This is a genomic window from Halomonas sp. ATBC28 (genome assembly GCF_005937175.1).
GTDB lineage: Bacteria > Pseudomonadota > Gammaproteobacteria > Pseudomonadales > Halomonadaceae > Vreelandella > Vreelandella titanicae.
The window spans coordinates 1-438 of record NZ_VCQL01000120.1 but is presented as its reverse complement, the minus strand read 5'-3'; the positions used below and the strand labels follow the sequence as shown (position 1 = coordinate 438).

Sequence of the window (438 nt, the reverse complement as noted above, 5' to 3'; positions counted from 1 at the left end):
CGCGGTAAGTGCGAGTCCTGCGGAGGATTAGTGTAGTTAAACTTGTCGTAGTTGTTGGCAAGATTTGCAAACAGGCTGCCGGTGGTCAGCAGATGGTCCGTCAGCCACAAATCTGCCGTTCCCATCACGCCCAGCTGATACATGTAAAAGTTTTCCGGGCCACCGACCGACTGGTTCAGCACCGGATCGATATGGAAATCAAAGCGTGATTTGTCGATATACCAGCCCTGCTCGGTGGACTGCGGAACCACTGGCTCGACGCGTTTTTGCGCCAGCGTCGTTTCGTGGCCCAACGGCTCTCCGGCGAGATGATTTTTCAGGCTGGCGACATCGGTTTCCGTCGTCACCTGCGGCATGTTAAGGCGATTTTCCGTAATGCGGATCGTTTTGATCCCATCCGGCAGATCGTTCATCACGATCCGATTCGCACGGATGATC

The 438-nt window shown here is 54.6% G+C and carries 1 protein-coding gene; it reads right to left on the bottom strand.

Annotated features, from left to right (window positions below; all coding sequences use genetic code 11):
- Positions 1-413, bottom strand: a 413-nt coding sequence (locus tag E0L35_RS25620) for a YjbH domain-containing protein (RefSeq protein ID WP_212751723.1), incomplete at its 3' end; no start/stop codon positions are given.
- Positions 414-438: the final 25 nt, after the last annotated feature.